Annotated in this window: 2 protein-coding genes; both read left to right on the plus strand. The window is 44.0% G+C overall.

Going from position 1 to position 1,127, the window contains the following annotated elements; all coding sequences use genetic code 11:
• A partial coding sequence (locus KDK19_RS01425) for a hypothetical protein (RefSeq protein WP_257252616.1) occupies window positions 1-511 on the plus strand: 511 nt, incomplete at its 5' end.
• 267 nt (window positions 512-778) lie between these two features.
• On the plus strand, window positions 779-1,127 hold a 349-nt coding region (locus tag KDK19_RS01430; protein ID WP_257252618.1), incomplete at its 3' end, for a hypothetical protein.

The raw sequence follows: 1,127 nt of genomic DNA on the forward strand, positions 1-1,127 counted from the left end.
TTTGGCGTTGATGTTAAATGTGATTAACCTTGTTCTCTTCCCTGAATCCAATGATAAATACATAGACTTTGGCGCCAATGCCAACAGCGCGGATGAGCATGACGATTGCTGGAAGGACATTCCTGAGGTCAGTCGCGAAAGCACACAAAACAACTCAATCGCATCCCTGAAAACAAATGGTCTGCCTCTGGTTGAAATGCAACGTTACAAAGCTCGTCTTTGTGAATTTTACCTTAAAGAGTACCGGGAATATTTTCATCGACTCTGGGAAGAATGCTCAGAAAAGAGTCAATTAACCATAGCAAAACACTGTTTGCGTCATCAAAATGTTGCCGTTAGCCCTTTAACCACCAAGGAGTTTTCAAATTTGTTGTCTGAAGAGCACGACCAGAAATATTGGCTGGACATCTATCTCGCTAACATGAAAAAACATACAAAAAATGAGGATGAGTGGTACAGCATGCTTCTGGACTATGGCAGGAAGTGGGGCGAAAACAACCGATTTTATTGAGTTCGAATTGCCTACCCTCCTCAATGTGGCACTGCCCATGTGATTTCAATTTATTGTTCATTGCTGCCTATGCCCACCGTGCCAACTATCTCTTGGTCACACCCCAAGACCTCCTGCCATTCGGCAGCTGCGGAGGTGATCTTATAATTCTGCCCAGTCTTCACAGAATGGTTGGAACTAACTATTGGGTTAAAAGTCCAAGTTATATCTGGTTTGGCTTTTCTTAATCAGATCGTCATAGCAAGGACAGCAGTGAGGGTTAAAAAAATGGATTCGCTCCGTATTAAAACAATAGAACAGACGTGTTTCGCCGCTTGCGTCAGTTCATCTGACAATATTGATAAGACAGGCACCGCTTTTGCCAGAGAAGTGAGTAGAAGTGAAGATGTAATGCTCCCGGCGGTTGCTTCTGCAAAGCAGGATGAGGCGATCAATAGTGATTTCATGTGCAAGGCCGGGCATAAGGTAGCCGTTACTGATATTGCCCCGAAAATAATTGACACGGAACTGGAAACGCTGACCACTGAACCGGTAAAAATGCGTCCGAAAACAACGAACACAGAAACAGCTAATTTTCCGGTCATTGATCCATCGTTGATCGAATCCACTCAGGTAG

Origin of the sequence: Endozoicomonas sp. ONNA1 (genome assembly GCF_024606325.1) — a bacterium.
Taxonomy (GTDB): domain Bacteria; phylum Pseudomonadota; class Gammaproteobacteria; order Pseudomonadales; family Endozoicomonadaceae; genus Endozoicomonas_A.